Origin of the sequence: Methylobacterium sp. OAE515 (assembly GCF_041806315.1) — a bacterium.
GTDB lineage: Bacteria > Pseudomonadota > Alphaproteobacteria > Rhizobiales > Beijerinckiaceae > Methylobacterium > Methylobacterium tardum.
This window is the reverse complement of the sequence record NZ_JBGMUV010000001.1, coordinates 5,115,035-5,135,470: the sequence shown is the minus strand read 5'-3', so window position 1 is coordinate 5,135,470 and position 20,436 is coordinate 5,115,035. Positions and strand designations below refer to the sequence as shown.

Genomic DNA, 20,436 nt, shown 5'->3' with positions numbered 1-20,436 from the left:
GCTGGATCGACCCAGACTGGTGCGGAACCTTCGGTGCTGCACTTGGATTCGATTGACCCGCGTTGACGCCGCTTGGCGTGCTCATCCTTGCCAAACAGGCGTGAGTTCCGACCTGTAAGCAGAGTGCTGGAGCCCCCAGACCGGGTCGATCATGGTGGCGAGTGACTGTCGGGCCAAGGTGCAAACGCGCGAGCGAACCTCCTCGGGAACTTCTGATTGCTCAAGTATGCTCAGGCACACGGACAGACAAACTCGAAATTGCCCTGTGTGATAAGCGTGAAACGCCAATTCATCTCGCAAACCGTATGCATACACCCACGGATTCAGGGATAGCCCTTCGCTGGGCATTGGCAGCACCACGCCGGCCTCGGCATAGCGGTACCCGGCAGCGAAGTTGCCCGTGATCCTGCAATACCGGCTGGCGGCGTGGCGCGCCTCGGCGCGCGCGGGACAGACGGAGATTGCACGATCATAGACCGTCAAAATTTCCTCCCCGGGCCTACCCAGCGTTTCCACGATAAGGGCGGCGTTAAGCAGACTGAGGTATACCTCTTCCATCCAATATCCGAGATCAGCTCGCTTTAGATAAAACTGGAGAGCCTTAGCAAGATCACCAACATCACGGTAGGATCTCGCCAGATAGAAGGTGTACCGTGAGATCATGAAGGGGTCGGTCTCAACGGAAAGTGCCTTCTCCATGGTCATCAAGTCGCGATATTCTGACATTTCATCTTGGTGACGCGCACCGTCGTCGCCGCGGCGCATAGATAACGGCAGCATCGGCGTGCCTGGATTCCCCGCACATTCCAAAAATTCGTGGACCACACCGCGATAATGCCAGTTAAAACCGTTGTTTATCATCTGTATTCTAAAATATTTTGTTGCCCCGTCTAAGATTGTAAACATATACCCCGCTTCCGAGAGCTTCGGCAAAACGAAGCCTTTCGGAACGATAAGCTCATCGTCGGCGTCGATGATCAGTGTGTAGTCGGCGTGCGGACGCGCGAGTTTCAGCGCCTCGGTCCGATTGAAGGCGAAGTCGACCCACGGGCGCTCCACGAGTCGACCCGGACAATCGGCCATCGCCGCTCGGATGACGTCCTGCGTCCCGTCCGTCGATCCGGTATCAACGATAATCCAATAATCGATGAACGGCCGAACAGAATCGAGACACCGTCGTATGACATGTGCTTCATTCTTGACGATTATCGACAAACAGATGGTCTGACACAAAGTGTTCATGGCAACGAATTTCAAGCTTATAAGAATGACTGTTCGAACAGTGACCACGTGCGTAGCATTAAATTAGGTAGCCACAAAGTGACCTCGCAAGGATCAGAAACAGCTTGTCAGTTTGCAAGGAACCTAAGATTAGAACAATCTGCTAGATACAATCGATTTGGTCATCAACCGCTAGAACAATCATGAATTTTTAAACTTGCTATACTGAGATATGGCGATCTAAATAATGCGCGTTTGCGAGCGCGACGGCAAACAAGCTTCCTTTCCGGGCCAAATGGCGCAGCGCGGCATACGCAGGCGCCACTGCGATCTGGCCTGGGTGTGGCCGGTCCGGGTTGCAGGCGTTCGCTTCGATTATGGCCCACGCGGCGGCGCGCCGGATTCCCTCGGCCGACGGTCTGCCAGAGGCATCCGGGCGCGGTGTCGGTACGGGCCTCGGTGACGCCTCAGCCCCGCAGGGTCATCGTGCCGCCGCTGACGGTGAAGTCGCGCAGGCGCTTCAGGAACGACATGCCGAGCAGGCTCGTGCTGAGACGCCCACGCGGAATCACCACCGCGTCCACGTCCCGCACGATGATCGAACCGACCTGCAGGACGGAGATCCGGATCGGCGCCACGCGAACCGTCCCGTTCGCGGTGTTCCAGACACGGCTGAAATCGCCCGCACGGACGCGGATCCCGATCCGCTCGGCATCCTCCTCCGAGAAAGCGCAGGAGCTCGCGCCGGTATCGACCATCATCGCTAGGGCGCGACCGTCTATCAGGGCATTCACGAAGAAGTGGCCGTTGCGCCCGGCGTGAAGCGCAACGCCGGCCACCGCGCCGTCGGGAACCGGCGTCGTTGCCGCGGTGGAGGCCGGCGCAGCCGGATCCGAGCGGATCCGCTCGCGCAGCTTCTGGAAAGCCGTCACCGACAGGAAGCCAATCGTGCAGACGACCACGAATGTGCGCACGCTTCCCGCCCCGGCCCTACAGAGTGATGAATTCTTGCCCGGATCCGTGAAGGGCCGGTGCCCGGCAGCCGGATTTCGTCCGGCTTGGTATCCGGGCGGTGACTGCGTCCGAGGAATGTCCGTCCGCCGGGTGATGCCGATTGGCGGCGGGGTTGACCGATGCGGCGCGGGCGACCAAATCTATCCCCGTTCCAGGGAGATCCCCGGCAAGGGGCTGAGAAACCGCTGGCACGTCCGTCAGGACCTGCGGCGCGGAAATCCTTCGAACCTGATCCGGCTCATACCGGCGTAGGGATTGGACCGCGGCCGCCCGAAAGGCAGGCCACAGCTTCTCACCGAAGCACACGGCCCGGTTCCCGCGACGGCAATCCGCGGAGATGCCCGTGCCCCTCGAACGCCCTGCCTCACCGATCGGCCGCCGCCGCAGTCCCGACGGCGGTGTCGCGCCCACGGCCCTGCCGGCGCGGACCGACGTCGCCGTCATCGGCGGCGGGCTGATCGGCCTGTCGATCGCGTGGCGGCTCGCCCGGGCGGGCCGCGCCGTGACCGTGCTGGAGCAGGACACGATTGGCGCGGGCGCGAGCCTCGCGGCTACCGGCATGCTGGCTCCCGCCGCGGAGCACGAGCCCGGATCCGACCCGCTGCTGCCGCTCGCCTTGGCATCCCTTCGGCTCTGGCCGGAGTTCCGCGATGCGCTGGAAGCCGAGTCCGGCCGCGCGATCGATTACCGCCCCGATGGCACCCTGGTCCTGGCGGTCGGCCGCGACGAGGTCGAGCGCCTGCGCTTCCGCTTCGATCTGCAGCGCCGGTCGGGGCTCGACGCGACTTGGCTGCCGGGCAGCGAGGTGCGGCGGCTGGAGCCCGGCCTGCGCCCCTCGGTCACCGCCGGGATCCACTGTCCGTTGGATCACCAAGTCGATCCCCGTTTGGTCATGGACGCCCTCACCGAGGCCTGCCGTCGGGCCGGCGTAATTTTGGCGGAGCGGACCCCCGTCAGCGCCCTCGACTGGTCGGCCGGCCGTGTCGCTGGCGTCCGGGCCGGGGATCGCGGTGTCGCGGCTGAGACCGTGGTGCTGGCCTCCGGTGCCTGGAGCGGTGAGGGCAGCTTGCTGCCGGAGGGGCTCACCCTGCCAGTCCGGCCGCTCAAGGGCCAGTCCCTGGCCCTGCGCACCACCCCGCGCACCGGCACGCTTGGCCGGATGATCTGGACCGAGCAGGTCCACATGGCGCCGAAGAGCGACGGCCAGCTCATCGTCGGCGCTACCGTGGAGGATTGCGGTTTCCGGCCGGGCGTCACCGCGGGCGGCCTCTACGCCCTGCTGGAGGGCGCACGACGGGTGCTGCCGGGGATCGAGGAGATGGAGGTCGACGCCGTCTGGAGCGGCTACCGCCCCACCTCGGACGACGACGCGCCGATCCTCGACGTGATCGCCCCCGGGCTCGTCGCCGCGACGGGCCATCACCGCAACGGCTACCTGCTTGCCCCGATCACCGCCGACGCCATTGCCGGTCTGGTGACGGACGGCGTGCTGCCGGAGGTCGCCCGGCCGTTCACCCTTGCGCGGTTCGGCCGCCCCGAGCCCCGGAGGGTTTCGGCATGAGGCTCTTCGTCAACGGCGAGCCGCGCGAATGCGCTGCCGAAACCGTGGACGCCCTGTTCCGTCTGGAGGCGGAGGAGAGCGGGATCGAGAGCCCGCAGGGCGTCGCCATCGCGCTGAACGGCCGGGTGCTGCGCCGCCGGGACTGGGGCGAGACCCCGGTCGCGGACGGCGACCGTGTCGAGATCGTCCGCGCCATGCAGGGAGGTTGAGCATGGACCAGATACTTACGCCGCTGCGCCCGGAAAGCGGGGACGACGGCCTGACCATCGCCGGGGTGAGGCTGTCGTCCCGGCTGTTCATCGGCACCGCCGGCTACCCGACCCAGGCGATCATGCGCGACGCCGTCGAGGCGAGCGGCGCCGACGTGGTCACCGCCTCGATCCGCCGGGTCTCGCTCCAGGGACACGGCTCGGACACGGTCAAAATCCTGAAGGGCAAGCGTTTCCTGCCGAACACCGCGGGCTGCGAGACGGCCCGCGACGCGATCATGACCGCCGAGCTCGCCCGCGAGGCGCTCGACACCAACTGGATCAAGGTCGAGGTGATCGGCGACCGGGAGACGCTCTACCCGGACGTCACCGAGCTGATCGAGGCCTGCCGCCACCTCGTGGACGATGGCTTTGTGGTCCTGCCCTACTGCAACGACGACCCGATCATCTGCCAGCGCCTAGAGGATCTCGGTTGCGCCGCCGTGATGCCGATGGGCTCGCTGATCGGCTCTGGGATGGGCGTCGCCAACCCGGCCAATCTCGAGCTGATCTGCCGCCGGGCGAAGGTGCCGGTGGTGGTCGATGCCGGGATCGGCACCGCGTCCGATGCGGTGATCGCCCTGGAACTCGGCGCCTCCGCCTGCCTGATCAACACCGCAATCGCCAAGGCCGACGATCCGGTGAGGATGGCCCGCGCGATGGGCCGGGCGGTGGAGGCTGGGCGCGACGCGCATCTGGCCGGGCGGATTCCCTGCCGCGGCCGGGCCGAGCCGTCGAGCCCGCAGCTCGGCCTCGTCGGCTCGTGAAGGCGCTGCCGTCGCCGCTGCTGGCGGTGACGGACCGGCACGGGCATCCGCGGCCGCTCGTTGAGACCGTGCAGGCGATCCTCGACGGAGGCGGGCGGTGGATCTGGTTCCGCGACCGCGACCTGGAGCCGGAGGCGCGGTTTCGCCTGGGTGAAGCGGTGGCCGAACGCGTGCGGGCGGCCGGCGGGGTTCTGACGATCGGGGGAGATGTCGCCCTGGCCCGGGCGCTCGGCGCTGACGGAGTGCATCTCGGCGGCGGATCGGACGCGGCAGCGATCGCGGCGGCGCGGCACACGCTAAGGTCGGGTGCGCTGATTGGCGTGTCCGCTCATGCGCCGCAGGAAGTCGAGCAGGTCGCGGCGGCCGGCGCCGATTACGTAACGCTCAGCCCGATCTTTCCGACTGCGAGCAAGCCCGGTTACGGTCCGGCACTCGGTTCCGAGGGCATCGTCACCGCGCGGAGGGCGGGTCTGCCGGTGGTGGCACTCGGCGGTATCGGATCCGACGCGGTCGCGGAGTGTCGGGGGGCCGGGGCGGCGGCCGTCGCCATCATGGGCGGGTTGATGCGCGCCGGCGACCCGGCTGGAGCCGCGCGGGCCTTGCTGAAGGCCTGGGAGAAGCGAGCGCCGCGCAATCCAGATGGCGAGGGTGCATCACCTTTGGGGACCCATCACCCCCCTTCATCCTGAGGTGACCGTGAAGCGGGCCTCATGGAGGGCTCCAGGGTAGCCCTGCCATCGCTCTGCTTGCGTCAGACCGCCTCGCCAAGCCACGGAAAAAATGCCTTCATCCCGACATGAGTCGGAGTAACGCTTCGCCGCAGGCTAACCGAGCCACCTTCGGCTGGCACTGGCTAGCGCGCGCCCTGGCACTTCGCCGAGGCCAGGCGATCCGCCTGATGCTTGCCATCGCGGCTGGCTACGGCGCCGGTTTGGTCTTCCCAATCGCCACACAGCGGATCGTCGATGCCGTTGTGGGCGGCCGAGTCGATCTGCACCTTGTCGGCCTCAGTATCCTCGCCGTCCTATCGATTGGCCTGGAGGTGGCGTTGTTCTCCCTGCGCCAAACTCTCATCATCGATCTGGCCGTCTTCCTGGATAGGAGGATTTCGCATCGGGTCTTCGTTCATCTGATGCGCGTGCGCGTCGACGAGGCGGCCTTCCAATCCGGTCAGGTATTGAACCACTTCCAGCAGATCACGAAGATCCGCGACTTCATCCTGTTCCAGTTGCCCAACACGGTGATCGATGCAGGGGGCGCCCTCGTCTCCTTGGGCCTCGTCCTGTCCTACGATCCGATCGTCGGCTTCGCTCTGCTTGCCGCGGTGCCGGCCATTATCTTGATGTCGGGCAACCAGATGATGGGTATCCGCAGCACGGCGCGGGCCTTCTATGACGCCTTGAGTGTCCGCGACGGGACGCTCGCCGAGACCGTCACCGGCTTGGTCACCGTGAAGGCGCTGGCCCTGGAGGGGCCTCGCTTCCGACGCTGGCGCGTCGTAACGGATGGGGCGCTGAAGGAACTGCACACTCTGATGAACCGGCAGCGCCGTTTCAGTGAGCGAACTCAGCCTTTCTCGCGCGCCATGACGCTCCTCGTGACCGGCGTCGGCTGCTGGCGCATCTACGGCGGTCACCTGACCGTTGGGGAATTCCTGGCGATACAAGTGGTCTCGGCCCGGATTACCGGACCGCTCATGAGCAGCGCCGACATCCTGCGCATGACCCAGGAGGTGAGCGTCGCGCTCCGGCAGATCGGCGAGTTCCTCGATATACCGCGCGAGCGTGCGGTGCGGATGCCGCCGCTCCGCCACATCGGCCCAGGTGGCATCCGGTTTACCGATGTCTCGCTGACCTATTCGAACGCCGCGCGCCCGGCCCTTCAAAGTTTGAGCGTCAGGCTGCCTGAGCGCGGCGTCGTGGCGATTGTCGGCCGCAACGGCTCCGGGAAGTCGACCCTGCTGCGCATTCTGCTCGGCCTGCAGCGCGGGTACACCGGCCGCGTCGAGATCGGCGGGGCGGATCTACGCGATTACGATCCGCGCTGGCTCCGCAACCGGATCGGCACGGTCGATCAGGACACAGTGCTGTTCTCCGGAAGCGTGCACGACAATCTGGCGGCCAGACGATCGGATCCTGACGCGCTCGATGCGGCCTTGCGCTTCGCGGGGGTGCGCGACCTGATCGAGTGCCTGCCGGACGGGCTGGCGACCGACCTCGGCGAAGGGGGCCGAACTCTATCGGGCGGGCAGCGCCAGCGCCTCTCCGTCGCCCGCGCCGTGGTCCGCGATCCTCCGATCGCGCTCCTCGACGAACCGACGGCCTTCCTCGATCCGGAGGCTGCGCTGGCGCTGGAGCGTAACCTGATCGCCTGGGGCCGGGACCGCTTACTGATCCTGGTGACCCACCATCTCGCGGCGGCGCGCCAAGCCGACCGCATCCTGGTGCTGGACGCGGGGCGCCTCGTCGGCGCGGGCCGGCACGAGGAGCTGCTGCGTACGGCGCCCGTCTACGCCAAGCTCTGGGCCGATCACGATCGCACTCAGGGCCGAAATACGGTGACGGCTTGAGCGCTACTTCTCCGAAGGCCCATATGGCGGGCGCGGAATGGCCCGGTGCGCGGCCCGGAGCGCCGCCGACCAGCGCTCGCGCAGGTCGTGGAAATAGCCCTCGCCGGCCTCGATCCGGTGGTTCACCTCCAGCGTCAGCGCGCTCCGGCGAGCCAGGGCGATGTCGATCGGCAGGCCGACGCCGAGGTTCGACCGCATGGTCGAATCCATCGAGACGAGGCTGACCTTCAGGGCGTCGTACAGCTCGGTCGTGTACCTCACCGCCCGGTCGAGGATCGGCTTGCCGTATTTGTGCTCGCCGATCTGGAGGAACGGCGCGTCGGTGCTGCACTCGATGAAATTGCCGGCCGAGTAGATCAGGTACAGCCGCATCTCGCCGTTCCCGATCTGACCGCCGAACAGCAGCGAGATCGAGAACCGGATATTGGCGGCCTCGAACCCATCCTTCTCGATCGATCGTACCCGCCGGATCGCCCGGCCGATCAGCTGCGCCGCCTGGAACATGGTCGGCGCCTCGACGAGCTTCTGCGGCGGCTCGCCGTCCTCCTCGCCGGGCACGCCCTCCTGGAGCAGGCTGAGCACCGACTGGGTGATCGAGAGGTTGCCCGCCGAAGCGAGCATCATCACCCGCTCGCCCGGCACGTTGAAATGGTGGAGCTTGCGGTAGGTCGAGATGTCGTCGAGCCCCGCATTGGTGCGGGTATCGGCGACCATGACCAGTCCTTCCTCGACCAGGACACCGACGCAGTAGGTCATCGTCTTCGGGCCCTCGTGCGGTCGGCGGACCGGTGTCTGAACGATCAGGATTGAGCGGAGGCCCTGCCTTGCTCGACCCGAAGCTTCACGTCCAGTGTCTCGGTGCCACCACCGGTGCGGCTGCCGCGGATCGGCGCCGCGCCGAGGTAGTCGAGACCCGTGGCGACGCGGATGTAATTGTCCGCCGGACTGACGTCGTAGCAGGGGTCGAAGGCGACCCAGCCGAGGTCCGGGACCAGGGCCTCGACCCAGCCGTGGGGCGCCTCGACATCCGCCTGGCCGTCGTCCCGGGCCCGGTAGCCGGCGACGTAGCGGGCCGGGATGCCGATGTGGCGCGCAGCGGCGATGAACACGTGGGCGAGGTCCTGGCAGACGCCGCTGCCGGCCGCGAACGCTTTGGCGGCCGGAACCGCGTTGCTCGCGGGACCGGGCTCGTAGGCGACGGCGTTCTGGACCGCACTCATCAGCCGGTGAAGCAGGGCCAGGACAGCGCCGTCGCCCTCCGTGGCGACGCGCTCGGCGAAAGCGTGCAGCTCCGGACTCGCGGCGCACAGGTCCGTGTCGCGCAGGTAGAACTGATCCGGAAGGCGCTCGACCGTACCGCGGACGATGCCGTTCGTGTCGTCGGTATCGACCTCGCCGGTGACGCGGATGGTGAGGGCGTCAGCCGCCTCGTCCGGCGTGAACCAGTGGACGACGTTGCCGAAACCGTCCTCGCGGGCGGTCAGGCGACCGTCGACGGTGGTGTCGATCCGCCACGTGCGGACGTACTGCCCGTCATGGTCGCGCGGCGTCAGGCGCAGGACCTGCACCAGCCCGCGGGCCGGCTGCTCGTAGGTGTAGATGGTCTCGTGAACCACGCGGATGCGCATGCGCTGTCCCGTCCGTCTCGTTCAGCCGACCAGATACTGCTTGGCGATCGCTTCGCCTACGCTGTTGTTCTCGGCGATGAACGCCTCCACGAACTCGTGCAGCCCCCCGGCGAACACCCGGTTGATATCCTCGCCGTCGAGCTTCGCGAGCATGTTGCCGGCGAGCCGCTGGCTCGGGCCCCGGCGGCCATACGAATCGGCGATCAGGTCGAGATACTCCACGATGACGCCGTAGCAGTTCGCGAAGGAGCGCGGCATCTGCTTGTTGAGCATCAGGAGGTCGGCCACCAGTAGCGGCTTGATGCTCTCCCGGTAGACCCAGTGATAGGCGTTGAAAGCCGAGACCTCGCGCAGGATCGTGGTCCATTGAAAGTAGTCGAGGCTGCCGCCCACCGTCTCGTCGTGCGGCAGCAGGATCTGGTACTTCACGTCGAGGATGCGGGCGGTGTTGTCGGCCCGCTCGATCGCCGTGCCGAGCCGGGTGAACCAGAAGGCGTCGTTGCGCAGCATCGTCCGGAAGGCCGAGCCGTCGAAGGTCAGCGAGACGGTCTTCACCCAATCGAGGAAGCGGCCGAACTCGTCGCGGTTCAGGTCCTTGCCGGCGTAGTTGCGCAGCTCCAGCCATGCGCCGTTGATTGCGTCCCACATCTCGGTGGTGAGCGCCGTGCGCACCGAGCGGGCATTCTCGCGGGCCGCCTCGATGCAGGAGCGGATCGAGGACGGGTTGTGCGGGCTGAACGCCAGGAAGTCGCACACCGTGTCGGCGTTCACCGCGCTGTAATGGGTCTTGAACGCGTCCGGATCGCCGGCCGAGGCGAGGGCCGAATCCCACTCGTTGCTGCCGCCGCCGCCGTAGCTCGTCGGCAGCGACGCGAAGCGGTGGGCCGCGTCGAGGATGCGGGCGACGAAGTCGGCCCGCTCGACGTAGCGCGAGAGCCAGAAGAGGTTGTCGGCAGTCCTGGAAAGCATCGGTCTTCAGCCAAGTCGTGCGGACCACGATGTCCGCGCCTCGGAACGTCCGGACGTTATGGCCCTCAGGCGTCGAGCACCCAGGTGTCCTTCGTGCCACCGCCCTGGCTGGAATTGACCACCAGGGAGCCTTCCTTCAGCGCCACCCGGGTCAGTCCGCCCGGCACGATGCGGATCTGATCGGCGCCGCACAGCACGAAGGGCCGCAGGTCGACGTGGCGCGGGGCAACCCCGGAGGCCACGAAGGTCGGGCAGGTGGAGAGCGACAGGGTCGGCTGCGCGATGAACCCGTCCGGAGCATGTTTGAGCTTCTTGGCGAAGTCGTCGAGCTCGCGCTTGCTCGCGTGCGGCCCGACCAGCATGCCGTAGCCGCCCGAGCCGTTGACCTCCTTCACGACGAGTTCGGACAGGTTGTCCATCACGTACGCGAACGCGTCCTTCTCGCGGCAGCGATAGGTCGGCACGTTGTGCAGGATTGGCTCCTCGCCGGTGAAGAACTTCACGATCTCCGGCATGTAGCTGTAGACCGCCTTGTCGTCCGAGATGCCGGTTCCGACCGCGTTTGCGAGGGTCACGGAGCCGCGCTCGTAGGCGTTCATCAGGCCCGGCACGCCGAGGACCGAATCCGGGCGGAAGACCAGCGGGTCGAGGAAGTCGTCGTCGAGCCGGCGGTAGATCACGTCGACCTTCCGCGGCCCCTCGGTGGTGCGCATGTAGACGACGTCGTCTTTGGTGAAGAGGTCGGACGCCTCGACCAGCTCGACGCCGAGCTTGTCGGCCAGGAACGAGTGCTCGTAGAACGCAGAATTGTAGCGCCCGGGGGTCAGCAGCACGACCGTCGGGTCGCGGGTCGCCGAGCCCGGCGCGAGGCTGCGCAGGGTGGCGAGCAGGGCGTCCGGGTAGTTCTCCACCGGCGCGACCCGGTGCTTGGAGAATAGGTCCGGGAACAGGCGCAGCATCACCTCCCGGTTCTCCAGCATGTAGGAGACGCCGGACGGGATGCGGGCGTTGTCCTCCAGCACGAAAAAATCGTTCTCGCCGGTCCGGACGATGTCGATGCCGGCGATGTGCACGTAGAGGTCATGCGGCACGCGGAAGCCGCGCATCTCCATGCGGTAATGGGCGTTGCGGTAGACGAGGTCAGCCGGGATGATGCCGGCCTTGATGCATTCCTGGGCGCCGTAGATGTCCTTCAGGAACAGGTTGATGGCGGTGACCCGCTGCTTCAGCCCCCGCTCCAGGAAGCCCCATTCCGGCTTGGTGATCACCCGGGGGATGATGTCGAACGGGATCAGGCGCTCAGTCGATTCGTTGTCGCCGTAGACCGCGAAGGTGATGCCGATCCGGCGGAACAGCAGCTCGGCCTGGCTGCGGCGGGTGTTGAAATGCTCCGGCGGCGTCGAGTCCAGCCACGCCTTGAGCTGACCGTAAGCGTCGCGAACGGCGGCCGGATCAGCGGCACCGGTGCCGAATCCGTTCATCTCGTCGAAGGCCGTTACCGCCATCTCGCTCCTCCCCTACGCTCCCGCTCTTGAGGCAAGAGGCGCGCCACGCGTTCATGGCTATAGCCGCAGGCGATAACGCTCAAGGCGGCCGGAGGATCAGATCAGCTTCAGACCTTTCAGGCTGGCATGACCGTTCCGGCCGAGGATGACGTGGTCGTGGACGACGATCTTCAGCGGCGCCAGCACGCTCACGATCTCGCGGGTCATCGCCACGTCGGCGCTGGACGGCGTCGGATCGCCGGAGGGATGATTGTGGGCGAGGATGATGGCGGTCGCCGAAAGCTCCAGAGCCCGGCGGGCGACCTCGCGCGGATAGACGGGCGTGTGGTCGACGGTGCCGCGGCCCTGCACCTCGTCGGCGATCAGATGGTTGCGCTTGTCGAGGAACAGCACGCGAAATTCCTCGCGGGGTGCGAACGCCATGGTGGCGCGCAGGTACTCGTGGAGGGCGCTCCACGAATCGAGCAGCGCGCGCTCGCGAACAGCACCGCGGGCGAGGCGCCGGGCGGCGGCCTCGACCACTTTCAGGTCGGAGGCGACCCCGGCACTCACACCCTCCACTTCCATGAGCCGTGCCGGCTCGGCGCTCACCACCTCGGCGAAGCTGCCGAACCGGGCGACCAGGGCCTTGGCGAGAGGCTTCACGTCGCGCCGGGGGATCGCCCGGAACAGGACCAGCTCGAGCAGTTCGTAATCAGGCAAGGCGTCGCCGCCGCCAGCCGCGAATTTCTCCCGCAGGCGGTCGCGGTGGCCGTGATAGTGGGGCGGCTCCTTCTCGACATGGGACGGAACGGCGCTGTCGGCGAACAGCCCCGCGTCACCGTCGTCAGCCCCGGGGATCACGGCCGGTCAGGCGGCGGGATTGACGGGCTGGTGCAGCCCCTTCGGCGAGATCGTGAAGATCTCGACGCCGGTCTCGGTGACGCCCACGGTGTGCTCGAACTGGGCCGAGAGCGAGCGGTCGCGGGTCACGGCGGTCCAGCCGTCGCCCAGCACCTTCACGGCGGGCCGCCCGAGATTGATCATCGGCTCGACCGTGAAAAACTGGCCGGGCTTGAACGGAACGTCGTAGCTCGCCTCGACGTAGTGCAGGATCGTGGGCGCGTCGTGATAGGTCCGCCCGAGCCCGTGCCCGCAGAAGTCGCGCACCACCGAGCAGCGCTCGCTCTCGGCATAGGTCTGGATCGCCCGGCCGATATCGTTGGTCGAGCCGCCGGGCTTCACCGCCGCGACTCCGCGCATCAGCGCCTCGTAGGTGATCTCGCACAGGCGCTGCGCCTTGCGGGGGACCTCGCCGACATAGGCCATGCGGCTCGAATCACCGTGCCAGCCATCGAGGATCAGGCAGATATCGAGGTTGACGATGTCGCCCTCGCGAAGCGGCTTGTCGTTCGGGATGCCATGGCAGACCACGTGGTTGATCGAGGTACAGATCGACTTCGGGTAGCCGCGATAGAGCAGCGACGCCGGATAGGCGCCGTGATCCATGGCGAATTCGTAAGCGAGCTTGTCGAGCGCCTCGGTGGTGACGCCGGGCTGAGTCGCCTCCATCAGCAGATCGAGGGCCTCGGCCGTGAGGCGGCCGGCCCGGCGCATCCCCTCGAAGCCCTCGGGACCGTGGATCGGCGGCTCCGGGGCGCGGCGCGTGCCCTGCGCGGTGGCCTGTTCCTGCTGCATCGTCGGGACTTTTCGCGGGTCATCAATCGGGCGTGCGACCTATGTACGGTCTGGGAGGCGGCAGGCCAAGCGGGGCCCGGGTAGAGGCGGGCGAGGCTTGCGCCGGTCGCGGGGCTGGCGGCATAAGCGGCCGCGAGGCACCCGGGCGTGCGCAGGCAGAGTCGCCGCGCAATCGGGTTCGGGTCAGGCGAGGGCCGGATGGCAGGCAAGGCGGTACCGCACTTCCACAACGAGCCGGGCGTCCCGGTGATCACGGTCGGCGTTAAGGAGTTCATGTGCATCGGCGCGCTGCCGCCGTTCGACCACCCGCATGTCTTCCTCGACATGGGCGCCGACTCCGAAATCATCTGCCAGTACTGCTCGACGCTCTACCGCTACCGCGCCGGCCTGAAGGCCGACGAGGCGGAGCCGCAGGCCTGCGTGTGGCGGGACGACGCCAAGCTCGCGGCGGAGTAGGCGCGCACTCGCAGTGTCCTCGGACCTTCGACCTCTGCGCATCGGGATCGTCGGGGCCGGGATCGGCGGTCTCACGGCGGCGCTCGCCCTGTCGGATGCCGGCCACGCCGTCACGGTGATCGAGCGCCGCACGGGCTTCAGCGAGGTCGGAGCCGGCATCCAGATCTCGCCGAACGCCAGCAGGGTTCTGGCCGCCTTGGGCCTTTCGGCTGCCCTGCGCCGGGCGGCGAGCGAGCCGCCCGGGGTTGAGGTGCGGGCCCTCGACAGCGGCCGCCGCATCGGCGGCGTCGCCTTCGGCGCGGAGGCGCAAAGGCAATTCGGCGCGCCCTATTACGTGATCCACCGGGCCGACCTGCAGACGCTGCTGCTCGACGCGCTGCGCAGCCGTCCGGCGATCCGCCTGATGATGGGACGCACCGTCGCGGCGCTCGCCGAGACGCCGTCCGAGGCCGTCCTGACGGTGGAGGGGGCAAGCGGCTCCCAGGATCTCGCCTTCGATCTCGCCATCGGGGCGGATGGGCTGCGCTCGCGCCTGCGGCCCCATCTCGATGCGGCCCCGCTGCGCCAGGGTCGGGCCGCGGCGTGGCGGGCGCTGGTCCCCATGGAGGCGGCTCCGGAGATGTTGCGCGGCGCCGCGACCGGGCTGTGGCTCGGCCGCGGCCGGCATGTGGTGCATTATCCGGTGCGGGACCGCCAGTTCCTCAACGTCGTGGCCGTGGTCCCCGAGGCGGTGGGCGACGGGGGCTGGGGCCGCCTCGGGGAGCCGGCCGTGCTGCGCGGGCATCTCCGCGGCTGCGCGGGCCCCCTGCGCGACCTCCTGCGCCTGCCGGATTCCTGGCTGGTCTGGTCGCTCGCCGACCGGGCCGTGGCGCGCCCGCTCGCCCGCGGCCGGATCGCGCTGATCGGTGACGCGGCCCATCCGGTCCTGCCCTATCTCGCGCAAGGCGCAGCCCTTGCGATCGAGGATGCGGCCGTCCTGACGCGCGCGCTTGCGGATCACGCGGATGTGCCGGCGGCGCTCGCCGCGTTCTCCGACGCCCGGACCGCCCGGGTGCGGCGGGTCCAGAAGGCGGCGCGGAGCAATGGCCGGACCTACCATGCCGGCGCCTTGGTTTCGCTCGCGCGCAACGCCGTAATGGCCCGCCTCGGCCCGGACGGCATGCGCGACCGTTACGCCTGGCTCTACGGCTGGACGCCCCCCGCTTGATCAGGCTCGCAGCGACCGCTACCGAAGGCGGCATGCGGACGTGGCGGAACCGGTAGACGCACGAGACTTAAAATCTTGCGGCCGCAAGGCCGTGCGGGTTCGAGTCCCGCCGTCCGCACCAGCGCGCTCACAAACCATCCGCCGCCCGATACACTCTGCCCCGCGCCGCCGTTGGTCCGAGGCGCCGGAGGGACTGGGCTTGGTGTACGTGCTGATCATCATGCTAGCCGGATCGGGCTCCGCCGTTGGATCCGTCGAGTTCAACAGCAAGCAGGCCTGTGAGGTCGCCGCGCAGATGATCGCCCATGCGGATCGACCCTACGGCGGAGCCTCCGCGATCACGGTATGCGCGCCAAAGGGTTGATGCACCGGCGGCGCGCGTCGCCTTGGATCGCTCGCATTTGAGCGATCGCCGAAACCGGGCCTTGTCGACTACCTGTCAGGGTCGGCTCCGGGAGATTCCGGCATGATCGACGCCCTTCAGACCGCCGCGACCGGCATGACCCGGGCCACCGACCGGCTCGGGAAAGCCGCCGAGACCATCGCGGCGAGCGGTGCCCCGGTCGGCGACACGGCCCTGCCGCCCGCCGCCCAGCTCGACCTGTCCGGGGCCGCCGCTGACCTGATCGGATCGAAGTCGGCCTTCGCGCTGAACGCCGCGGTGGCCCGGACCGCTGATCGCATGATGGGGCAGATCCTCGACATCAGCGCCTGAGGGCGGGGAGGGCGAGGCAGGCCAGGATCCCGGCCGCCGCGAACAGCAGCGCCACGCCGATGAGGCGATAGGCCACCACGCCCACCAGCCCGCCGACCAGGAACGCCGCGACGGTCAGCAGGTGCAGCCGCAGCCGCTCGGGATCGTGCGGCTTCAGCGGATCTGGGACGGATGCGCCGCGGTCGAGCCAGCGGGCGAGCTCGATGCCGATATCGGTGATCATGCCGGTCACGTGGGTGGTGCGCACGCGCGACCCGGAGATCTTGGTCACGGCCGCGTTCTGCAGGCCCAGAACGAAGCTCAGGCCGAGAACCAGGGCGTGGCTCCGGACCGGCTCGTGGAGCGGCAGCACCAGCAGGCCGACGGCGACCAGCAGGATCGCCTCGGCGCAGACGCCGTAGGCGTAGGCGCTCGGCCCGGCCGTCCGGCGGCGGCGGCGGATCAGGAGCGTCGCGGTCGCGGCGCCGAGCACGAACAGGATGACGAGCAGGCAGGCCTGAGCCGCCAGGGCGAGATTGCCCGTGCCGGCACGGTCGGAGATCGCCGAGACGTTCCCGGTCATGTTCGAGGCGAAGAGGCCGACGGCGTAGAAACCCGCGGTGTTCAACGCGCCGGCCACCGCCGCGAGGGACAGGGCGAGCGCCCGGTCGTCCTCGGCGGTGCGCGTCTCGCCTTCATGAACCAGCATGGATCCGTCGGTCTGGTTGCGGGAGACCGAATTCAGCCCGGTCTCGCCGCAGCCTTCAAGTCATCCGGTGCCTCACCAGCCGCGATAACCGTCGCCGCCGTCCCAATCCCGGTGCCAGTGGCGGGCCGGACCGTAGCCGACGGGCACCCGCTCATAGGTCACTGTCCGTCGCGTGGCGTAGACCGGAGCGTCCTCCTCGTAGACGCGATAGGCGGGGGCCGGCCGCACCACGACCGGGGCCGGGGCGTAGCCGTAATCCGCATAGCCATAGCCGTAGCCGGGGGCCGCGTGGGCCTGGGTGGCGGCGCCGATCAGCGCGCCGGCGGCGAGGCCGCCGATGATGCCGGCCGCGATGGCCCCGCCGCCGCGGGCTTCCGCGGCCGTGGAGGCCAGGGTGCCCGCGCCGATCAGCGCGGCGGCCGAGAGCAGAGCGATGCGTGTCATGACCTGTCTCCGAGGTAAGCGCGGGACGCCGGAGGCGTCCCGAATCACGGATCAGACCATCCCATAACCGCGCTGCACCGCGCCTGAAGTCGCTCTGCAGCCACCGTTCAGCTTGCCGGCTCGCCGACCGCGCCGGGCAGGGCGCGGATATAGCCGCGGGAGATCAGACGGCTACGCTCCCGGGTCCGCCGCTCGGCCTCCATCAGGTCGGACAGGGCGTCGGCGATGGCGCAGCGCAGGGCGATCCCGGCATCGCCGCCGGCGAAACCGAGATATGCGGCGCTGATCGCCTCGACCGGACAGGCATGGTCCTCCCGCGCGGCAGCGGCTTGGGTCAGCATCGTGGCCTCCTTCGTTGCGGTCGCGAACGAAAAGAGAACAGGCCACAATGGTTAACGTTTGGTCAACGCCCCTGATGCTTCCTCGGTCGCCCGCCGAAAGCCTGTGGAAAACGGGGATCCAGCTTCTCCACGTCTGTGGATAAGGCCGGTCACTCCGGCATCCGCGGCAGGAGCTTGCCGTCGGCGGGAATCGCGTAGCGCGCCGCGTTCAGCTCCATCGCCAGGAAGGTGTAGTAGCCCGAGATCGCCGCCAGATCGACGACGCCGGCCTTGCCGAACCGGGCTTCCGCCCGGGCGAAGGTCGCGTCCGAGACGCGCTTGGTGTCCTGCAGCTCGGAGGTGAACTCGTACACGGTCGTCTCGTCCTCGCTCATCTGGGCCGGCCTGCGCCCGTCCCGGATCGCCGCGATGATCTCGGGTGCGATCCCGGCCTTCTGGGCGATCGGGGCGTGCACGTACCATTCGTAATCCTGCGTCCAGCGTCGGGCGGTCATCAGGATCACCAGCTCCGAGAGCGTGGTGCCGATCTTGGGCTTGTAGCGAAGGTAATCGCCCATCGATCGGGCCAGGGTCATCACCTCGGGGGAGTACATCAGCGGCTCGAACGGGCCGAAGGGCGGCTTGCCCCGCGCCTGCGCGAAGGCCTCGGCGGCCTGCTTCTGCTCCGGCGTGTAATCCTGCGGCGGGATCGTCGGCAGTCGGTCCTGGGCCTGCGCCGCCGCGAGCGTCGACAGGACGGCGACCGGTAGCGCGGCCAGCGCCAGCGCGCGGCAAAGACGTGTCATCGTTTCACTCCCAAACTTTCTTGTTCTCGCGCGGCACGATCGCGTCTGCCCGCGCGATCGGCCAGGGCCTCAATGACCGGAGCAGTACCGAAACCCGCGCGCCGTCACCGGCCGGCCGGAAAGGTTGCGCTGAGCGGCGGGCCGTTCCATCAGCGGCAACGATGCCTGCTCCCTCAACCGCGCTGCCGATCGAGGCGGCGCTCCCGGATCTGCGCCAGGCCCTGGCCGCTCGGAATGGCGCCGTGCTGGTGGCCCCGCCGGGCGCCGGCAAGACCACGCGGGTGCCTCTCGATCTGCTGGACGCTCCCTGGCTCGCCGATCGCAAGGTCATCCTGCTGGAGCCGCGCCGGCTGGCGGCACGGGCCGCCGCCGCCCGCATGGCCCAGACTCTGGGCGAGCCGGTCGGCGGCAGGGTGGGCCTGCGCGTCCGGCTGGGCTCGAAGATCTCGGCGCGCACCCGGATCGAGGTCGTGACCGAGGGGGTGTTCACCCGCATGATCCTCGACGATCCGGAACTCTCCGGCATCGGCGCGGTCCTGTTCGACGAGTTCCACGAGCGCTCCCTCGACGCCGATCTCGGGCTCGCGCTGGCGCTCGACGCGCAGGGCGGATTGCGGGAGGATCTGCGCATCCTCGTCATGTCGGCGACGCTCGACGGCGCCCGGGTCGCGCGGTTGATGGGCGAGGCACCGGTGATCGCCTCCGAGGGCCGCGCCTTTCCGGTGGAAACCCGCTACGTCGAGCGCGACCCGAACCGGCGGATCGAGGATTCGGTCGCCGACGTCACGCTGCGGGCGCTGCGCGCCGATCCGGGATCCGTCCTGGTGTTCCTGCCCGGGCAGGCGGAGATCCGCAGGACCGCCGACCTCCTGGCCGATCGGGTCGATCCGGAGGTTCAGGTTGCCCCCTTGTACGGCGCGTTGACACCGGCCGAGCAGGATCGCGCGGTCGCGCCGGCACCGGCCGGAACCCGGAAGGTGGTTCTCGCCACCAGCATCGCTGAGACTTCGCTGACCATTGAGGGCGTCCGGATCGTGGTCGATTCCGGGCTGGCGCGGGTGCCGGTCTACGAGCCGGGCCTCGGCCTGACACGCCTGGTCACGGCCCGCGCATCCCGAGCCTCCGTGGACCAGCGCCGGGGTCGCGCCGGCCGCACCGAGCCGGGGCTGTGCTGGCGCCTCTGGTCCGAGGCCGGCACCAAAGCTCTCGAACCGTTCTCGCGGCCGGAGATCCTGTCGGCGGATCTCGCGGGCCTGCTGCTCGACTGCGCCGCCTGGGGCGTGGCCGATCCGCGAAAATTGGCGTTCCTCGATCCGCCGCCGGCGCCGGCCCTGGCGGAGGCCCGCGCCCTGCTGGTCGATTTGGGTGCGCTCGACGCGGACGGGCGCCTCACCGAGACCGGCAGCCGTCTGCGCGCGCTGCCATTGCCGCCCCGCCTCGCCCGCATGGTGACGGTCGCGGCCGACGCAGGCGAGGCGCGCGCGGCAGCGGATCTCGCCGCCGTGCTGGTCGAGCGCGGGCTCGGCGGCGACGGCATCGACCTCGACGCGCGAATCGAGCGCTTCCGGCAGGATCGCGGCGGCCGGGCCGCCGACATGCGCCGGCTCGCGCAGGGCTGGGCGCGGATCGCCGGCGACGGCCCGCAGGATCGGCCGGCATCGGCCGGCCCGCTCCTGGCGCTCGCCTATCCCGACCGTATCGCCCGGAATCGCGGCCGGGACGGCGAGTTCGTGATGGCGAGCGGCCGGGCTGGCCGCCTCGACCTGGCGAGCCCCCTCGCGCGGGAGACCTACCTGGTCGTCGCCGAGCTGGCCGGCGCGGCCGGACAGGCCCGGATCCTCGCCGCGGCGGCGATCGAACCGGAGGCGATCGAGCGGCTCTTCGCCAGCCGGATCGAATCCCGCACCGAGATCACCTTCGACCCACCGGCCGGCGCCCTCCGAGCCCGGGCTGTCCGGCGCCTGGGCGCGGTCAACCTGGGCGCGCGGCCCTTGCCGGTCCCGGCGGAGCCGGAGAGCGCCGAGATCCTGGCGAACGGCATCGCCGCCCTCGGTCTCGACAGGCTGCCCTGGACACCGGCGCTGTCGCAGTGGCGAGCCCGGGTGCAGTTCCTGCACGCCACAGAAGGCGATGGCTGGCCAGACCTGTCGGATGAGGCCCTGACCACGAGTGCGGGCACGTGGCTCGCACCGGCGCTCGTCGGCCGAACCTCCGTCGCGGCGATCACGGCCGAGGACCTCGCGGGAGCCCTGCAGAGCCTCGTATCCTGGCAGCTCCGGTCCCGCCTCGACGCGGAGGCGCCGACCCATGTCGAGGTGCCCACCGGCTCACGCATCCCGGTGGATTACGGGGCCGAGGAACCGGTGCTGGCCGTCCGGGTGCAGGAGCTGTTCGGCCTCGACCGTCATCCCGTCGCCGGCGGACGTCCGCTCGTGCTGCACCTGCTCTCGCCCGCGCACCGGCCGATCCAGATCACCCGCGATCTGCCGGGTTTCTGGCGGGGTTCCTGGGCGGCGGTGCGCGCGGAGATGCGCGGGCGCTACCCGCGCCATCCCTGGCCGGAAGATCCGCTCAGCGAGGCTCCGACACGCCGGGCTAAGCCGCGCGGGACGTGACCCCGGCCGCCCCTTCCACGTTCCCG

Annotated in this window: 22 protein-coding genes, 1 tRNA gene and 1 riboswitch; of the genes, 11 read left to right on the top strand and 12 right to left on the bottom strand. The window is 68.8% G+C overall.

The genetic code is table 11. The annotated features are described in order from the left end of the window. Positions 1-81 precede the first annotated feature (81 nt). Positions 82-1,290, bottom strand: a complete 1,209-nt coding sequence (locus ABIE45_RS25100; RefSeq protein WP_373622623.1) for a glycosyltransferase — start codon at positions 1,288-1,290, stop codon at positions 82-84. Positions 1,291-1,688: 398 nt separating this feature from the next. Next, entirely contained in the window at positions 1,689-2,195 is a 507-nt protein-coding gene (locus ABIE45_RS25095) for a TIGR02281 family clan AA aspartic protease (protein WP_373622622.1), read from the bottom strand. 184 nt (positions 2,196-2,379) lie between these two features. Beyond that, positions 2,380-2,508: riboswitch (TPP riboswitch) on the top strand. A 64-nt stretch (positions 2,509-2,572) separates the two neighbouring features. Here ABIE45_RS25095 and thiO point away from each other — a divergent pair. The 5 genes from thiO (at position 2,573) to ABIE45_RS25070 (ending at position 7,380) form a co-directional block, all read left to right on the top strand. Beyond that, the gene (thiO, locus tag ABIE45_RS25090; RefSeq protein ID WP_192709020.1) at positions 2,573-3,796 is read left to right on the top strand and encodes a glycine oxidase ThiO; all 1,224 of its coding nucleotides are present in this window, start codon (positions 2,573-2,575) and stop codon (positions 3,794-3,796) included. Next, entirely contained in the window at positions 3,793-4,005 is a 213-nt protein-coding gene (thiS, locus tag ABIE45_RS25085; RefSeq protein ID WP_192709019.1) for a sulfur carrier protein ThiS, read from the top strand. Before thiO ends, thiS begins: the two co-directional genes overlap by 4 nt. Before the next feature lie 2 nt (positions 4,006-4,007). After that, positions 4,008-4,811, top strand: a complete 804-nt coding sequence (locus tag ABIE45_RS25080; protein ID WP_192709018.1) for a thiazole synthase — start codon at positions 4,008-4,010, stop codon at positions 4,809-4,811. Beyond that, positions 4,808-5,500 carry a thiamine phosphate synthase gene (locus tag ABIE45_RS25075; protein ID WP_192709017.1) on the top strand — a complete coding sequence of 231 codons (693 nt, stop codon included), beginning with the start codon at positions 4,808-4,810 and terminating at the stop codon, positions 5,498-5,500. Before ABIE45_RS25080 ends, ABIE45_RS25075 begins: the two co-directional genes overlap by 4 nt. 209 nt (positions 5,501-5,709) lie before the next feature. Next, entirely contained in the window at positions 5,710-7,380 is a 1,671-nt protein-coding gene (locus ABIE45_RS25070; RefSeq protein WP_192709016.1) for an ATP-binding cassette domain-containing protein, read from the top strand. Between the two features lie 3 nt (positions 7,381-7,383). Here ABIE45_RS25070 and ABIE45_RS25065 read toward each other — a convergent pair whose 3' ends face one another. The 6 genes from ABIE45_RS25065 to map form a co-directional block, all read right to left on the bottom strand. Further along, entirely contained in the window at positions 7,384-8,136 is a 753-nt protein-coding gene (locus tag ABIE45_RS25065) for a peptidase (RefSeq protein ID WP_192709015.1), read from the bottom strand. 44 nt (positions 8,137-8,180) lie between these two features. After that, a complete protein-coding gene (locus ABIE45_RS25060; protein ID WP_192709014.1) occupies positions 8,181-9,008 on the bottom strand; it encodes a transglutaminase family protein in 828 nt (275 codons plus the stop codon). A gap of 21 nt (positions 9,009-9,029) precedes the next feature. Then, positions 9,030-9,977 (bottom strand): alpha-E domain-containing protein, encoded by a 948-nt coding sequence (locus tag ABIE45_RS25055; protein WP_192709013.1) that lies wholly within the window; start codon positions 9,975-9,977, stop codon positions 9,030-9,032. 65 nt (positions 9,978-10,042) lie between these two features. Continuing rightward, complete coding sequence (locus ABIE45_RS25050; protein WP_192709012.1) at positions 10,043-11,482, bottom strand: circularly permuted type 2 ATP-grasp protein; 1,440 nt, start codon at positions 11,480-11,482, stop codon at positions 10,043-10,045. 96 nt (positions 11,483-11,578) lie between these two features. Further along, positions 11,579-12,325, bottom strand: a complete 747-nt coding sequence (gene radC / locus ABIE45_RS25045; protein WP_192709011.1) for a DNA repair protein RadC — start codon at positions 12,323-12,325, stop codon at positions 11,579-11,581. Between the two features lie 6 nt (positions 12,326-12,331). Continuing rightward, complete coding sequence (map, locus tag ABIE45_RS25040) at positions 12,332-13,159, bottom strand: type I methionyl aminopeptidase (RefSeq protein ID WP_192709010.1); 828 nt, start codon at positions 13,157-13,159, stop codon at positions 12,332-12,334. Between the two features lie 198 nt (positions 13,160-13,357). On the opposite strand from map, the gene ABIE45_RS25035 reads away from it, so the two are divergent. The 5 genes from ABIE45_RS25035 (at position 13,358) to ABIE45_RS25015 (ending at position 15,537) form a co-directional block, all read left to right on the top strand. Beyond that, positions 13,358-13,615, top strand: a complete 258-nt coding sequence (locus tag ABIE45_RS25035) for a zinc-finger domain-containing protein (protein WP_091779433.1) — start codon at positions 13,358-13,360, stop codon at positions 13,613-13,615. A gap of 13 nt (positions 13,616-13,628) precedes the next feature. Beyond that, on the top strand, positions 13,629-14,822 hold the full coding sequence (locus ABIE45_RS25030) for an FAD-dependent monooxygenase (RefSeq protein WP_192709009.1): 1,194 nt from the start codon (positions 13,629-13,631) through the stop codon (positions 14,820-14,822). Positions 14,823-14,856: 34 nt separating this feature from the next. Beyond that, positions 14,857-14,943, top strand: a tRNA-Leu gene (locus ABIE45_RS25025). 78 nt (positions 14,944-15,021) lie between these two features. Further along, entirely contained in the window at positions 15,022-15,186 is a 165-nt protein-coding gene (locus ABIE45_RS25020) for a hypothetical protein (protein WP_192709008.1), read from the top strand. A gap of 102 nt (positions 15,187-15,288) precedes the next feature. Continuing rightward, the gene (locus ABIE45_RS25015) at positions 15,289-15,537 is read left to right on the top strand and encodes a flagellar protein (RefSeq protein ID WP_192709007.1); all 249 of its coding nucleotides are present in this window, start codon (positions 15,289-15,291) and stop codon (positions 15,535-15,537) included. On the opposite strand, the gene ABIE45_RS25010 is transcribed toward ABIE45_RS25015, so the two are convergent. From ABIE45_RS25010 to ABIE45_RS24995, 4 genes are all read right to left on the bottom strand, one after another. Beyond that, positions 15,527-16,225, bottom strand: coding sequence for a YoaK family protein (locus ABIE45_RS25010; protein WP_192709006.1), 699 nt, complete (start codon positions 16,223-16,225; stop codon positions 15,527-15,529). The two genes, ABIE45_RS25015 and ABIE45_RS25010, sit on opposite strands and share 11 nt — an antisense overlap. Positions 16,226-16,297: 72 nt before the next feature. Next, the gene (locus tag ABIE45_RS25005; RefSeq protein ID WP_192709005.1) at positions 16,298-16,669 is read right to left on the bottom strand and encodes a hypothetical protein; all 372 of its coding nucleotides are present in this window, start codon (positions 16,667-16,669) and stop codon (positions 16,298-16,300) included. A 107-nt stretch (positions 16,670-16,776) separates the two neighbouring features. Continuing rightward, on the bottom strand, positions 16,777-17,010 hold the full coding sequence (locus tag ABIE45_RS25000; protein WP_192709004.1) for a hypothetical protein: 234 nt from the start codon (positions 17,008-17,010) through the stop codon (positions 16,777-16,779). 149 nt (positions 17,011-17,159) lie between these two features. Continuing rightward, positions 17,160-17,795 carry a carboxymuconolactone decarboxylase family protein gene (locus ABIE45_RS24995; RefSeq protein ID WP_192709003.1) on the bottom strand — a complete coding sequence of 212 codons (636 nt, stop codon included), beginning with the start codon at positions 17,793-17,795 and terminating at the stop codon, positions 17,160-17,162. A gap of 161 nt (positions 17,796-17,956) precedes the next feature. On the opposite strand from ABIE45_RS24995, the gene hrpB reads away from it, so the two are divergent. Continuing rightward, positions 17,957-20,410, top strand: a complete 2,454-nt coding sequence (gene hrpB, locus ABIE45_RS24990; RefSeq protein ID WP_192709002.1) for an ATP-dependent helicase HrpB — start codon at positions 17,957-17,959, stop codon at positions 20,408-20,410. Positions 20,411-20,436 lie beyond the last annotated feature (26 nt).

Coding starts and splice junctions, on each gene's coding strand:
- thiO (WP_192709020.1), top strand. CDS start 2,573: ATGCCCGTGCCCCTCGAACGCCCTGCCTCACCGATCGGCCGCCGCCGC.
- thiS (WP_192709019.1), top strand. CDS start 3,793: ATGAGGCTCTTCGTCAACGGCGAGCCGCGCGAATGCGCTGCCGAAACC.
- ABIE45_RS25080 (WP_192709018.1), top strand. CDS start 4,008: ATGGACCAGATACTTACGCCGCTGCGCCCGGAAAGCGGGGACGACGGC.
- ABIE45_RS25070 (WP_192709016.1), top strand. CDS start 5,710: ATGCTTGCCATCGCGGCTGGCTACGGCGCCGGTTTGGTCTTCCCAATC.
- ABIE45_RS25065 (WP_192709015.1), bottom strand. CDS start 8,136: ATGACCTACTGCGTCGGTGTCCTGGTCGAGGAAGGACTGGTCATGGTC.
- ABIE45_RS25060 (WP_192709014.1), bottom strand. CDS start 9,008: ATGCGCATCCGCGTGGTTCACGAGACCATCTACACCTACGAGCAGCCG.
- ABIE45_RS25055 (WP_192709013.1), bottom strand. CDS start 9,977: ATGCTTTCCAGGACTGCCGACAACCTCTTCTGGCTCTCGCGCTACGTC.
- ABIE45_RS25050 (WP_192709012.1), bottom strand. CDS start 11,482: ATGGCGGTAACGGCCTTCGACGAGATGAACGGATTCGGCACCGGTGCC.
- map (WP_192709010.1), bottom strand. CDS start 13,159: ATGCAGCAGGAACAGGCCACCGCGCAGGGCACGCGCCGCGCCCCGGAG.
- ABIE45_RS25035 (WP_091779433.1), top strand. CDS start 13,358: ATGGCAGGCAAGGCGGTACCGCACTTCCACAACGAGCCGGGCGTCCCG.
- ABIE45_RS25015 (WP_192709007.1), top strand. CDS start 15,289: ATGATCGACGCCCTTCAGACCGCCGCGACCGGCATGACCCGGGCCACC.
- ABIE45_RS25010 (WP_192709006.1), bottom strand. CDS start 16,225: ATGCTGGTTCATGAAGGCGAGACGCGCACCGCCGAGGACGACCGGGCG.
- ABIE45_RS25005 (WP_192709005.1), bottom strand. CDS start 16,669: ATGACACGCATCGCTCTGCTCTCGGCCGCCGCGCTGATCGGCGCGGGC.
- ABIE45_RS25000 (WP_192709004.1), bottom strand. CDS start 17,010: ATGCTGACCCAAGCCGCTGCCGCGCGGGAGGACCATGCCTGTCCGGTC.
- ABIE45_RS24995 (WP_192709003.1), bottom strand. CDS start 17,795: ATGACACGTCTTTGCCGCGCGCTGGCGCTGGCCGCGCTACCGGTCGCC.
- hrpB (WP_192709002.1), top strand. CDS start 17,957: ATGCCTGCTCCCTCAACCGCGCTGCCGATCGAGGCGGCGCTCCCGGAT.